Here is a 2245-nt window from a genome sequence, read left to right as displayed (position 1 = left end):
CCCGCCCCGCCCCGCCGACAGCGGCAGCAGCGGCGGCGGACACCGGCTGGCCGTGCGCGACCCCGGACCGGCGTACCGCCTGACCTGGCAGCCGCTGTCGCCGCCGTCTCCCGGCCCCGGCCAGGTGCTGATCGAACTGCGCGCCGCGGGCCTGAACTTCCGCGACCTGGTCCACGCCGTCAACCTGCTGCCCGGCGAGGCGCTCGAAGGATTCCACGGCGGCTTCCCCCTGGGACTGGAGGGCGCCGGAGTGGTCGCCGCCGTCGGCGCGCAGGTTACGGGCCTGCGCCCCGGCGACCGCGTGATGACGGCGCAGGCCGTGGGCGTGGGCACCCACGCCGCCGTCCCGGCCTGGGCCGTGATGCCGGTGCCCGACGACATGGACTTCACCGAGGCCGCCACGATCCCCATGGCCCACCTCACCGCCCACGCCGCCCTGAACCACACCGGCGCGCTGCGGGCCGCCGAGACGGTCCTGGTCCACAGCGGCGCCGGCGGGGTCGGCCTGGCGGCTGTCCAGTACGGCCGCCGCATAGGCGCCCACGTCATCGCCACCGCCGGCACCCGCGCCCGGCGCGCCTTCCTGCGCGCACAAGGCGTCGAGCACGTGTACGACTCCCGCAGCCTGGACTTCGCCGAGCAGATCATGGAGCTGACCGGCGGACGCGGCGTGGACGTGGTGCTCAACTCGCTCATCGGCGAAGCCCTAATCCGCAGCATGGAGATCCTCGCCCACGGCGGCCGGTTCGTCGAGATCGGCAAGCGCGACATCTTCGCCGACCACCGGCTGCCGATGCGCCCCTTCGGCAACAACACCGCCTTCATCGGCCTGGACGTGGGCACGCTCCTCACCCAGGACCCCGACCGCTCCGCCCGCGCGATAGCCGAACTGGCCGGCGAGGTGACCGCCGGCCGCACCACGCCGCTGCCGCACACCGTCTACCCGGCCTCCCACGTCGCGGACGCCTTCGCGGCGATGCGCCACTCACGGCACATCGGCAAGATCGTCATCTCGTTCGACGCCGCCGGCGAATCCGTGCTCGTCGAGACCGGACCGCGCCCGCCGCGCCTCGACCCCCAGGGCACCTACCTGGTCAGCGGCGGGCTGGGCGGGTTCGGCGCGGCGACCGCCCGCTGGCTGGCCGCCCGCGGCGCCCGCCACCTGGCCCTGGTAGGCCGCCGCGGACCCGACAGCCCCGAAGCGGCGGACCTGCTGCGCGACCTGCGCGAACACGGGGCCGCCACGCACGTGTACGCGGCCGACGTCAGCGATCGCACGGCGATGAGCCGCATCGTCGCGCAGGCCCGCGCCGACGGCCGCCCGCTGCGCGGCGTCGTCCACGCGGCCATGCACCTCGACGACGGCCACATCGGCGACCTCACCGACGACCGGGTCGCGGCCGTGCTCCGGCCCAAGATCGGCGGAGCGCTGGTCCTCGACGAGGTGACCCGCCAGGAGGAACTCGACCTGTTCCTGCTGTACTCCTCGGTCACCACCACGCTCGGCCACGTGGGACAGACGTCCTACGTGGCCGCCAACCACTTCCTCGAGGCGCTGGCCCGACGCAGGAGAGCCCGCGGGCTGCCCGCCCTGACGGTCTGCCTCGGCGCGCTGGCGCACACCGGCGTCGTGGCCCGCGGCGCGGGCGACAGGCTGGCCGCGTTCGGCATCGAGGCAGTCACCCCGCGCGAGGCGTTCACCGCGATCGAGGACATGCTCGCCGGCGGCGCGGACGTGGCCGGCGTGGGCCGCTGCGACTGGAGCAGGCTACGCCAGGTCCTGCCCGCCCTCGACCGGCCCCGCATGTCGCCGGTCATGCCGACGGCGACGAGGCAGGAGGACGTCAGCCCCGAGCAGATCGCCAGGCAGCTGGAGGCGATGGACGCCGACCAGGTGCTGGCCTACCTCACCGAGCACATCCCGCGGCTGCTGGCCTCGATCCTGCAGATGCCGGCCGAGCAGATCGCCCACGATCGCAAGCTGGAGGACTACGGGATGGACTCGCTGATGGGCGCGCAGGTGCTGGCCTCGCTACGCCACCAGTACGGCATCGACATCCCGCCGATGGAGATCCTGCGCAGCGGCGGCACGATCGCCGACCTGGCCGCTCTCGTCCTGGACCGGCTGCGCCCGCGGCAGGCCACAGCGGCAGGCCGGTAGAAACCCAGGAAGCGGCACCGCCGTACGGGGAAACTCCCGGCCGCGGCGGGGAAAGAAGGAGGAGCGCTCATGCCGGCCGGTGCC

At 74.3% G+C, this 2245-nt stretch carries 1 protein-coding gene; it reads left to right on the top strand.

Annotated elements, in window-relative coordinates; all coding sequences use genetic code 11:
- A partial coding sequence (locus E1267_RS43465; protein ID WP_132342117.1) for an SDR family NAD(P)-dependent oxidoreductase occupies window positions 1–2161 on the top strand: 2161 nt, incomplete at its 5' end.
- Between the last annotated feature and the right edge of the window lie 84 nt (window positions 2162–2245).

Origin of the sequence: Nonomuraea longispora (genome assembly GCF_004348345.1) — a bacterium.
In the GTDB taxonomy this organism is placed as follows: domain Bacteria; phylum Actinomycetota; class Actinomycetes; order Streptosporangiales; family Streptosporangiaceae; genus Nonomuraea; species Nonomuraea longispora.
Note: the sequence above shows the minus strand (reverse complement) of the source record. Positions and strands in the feature narration are given on the sequence as shown.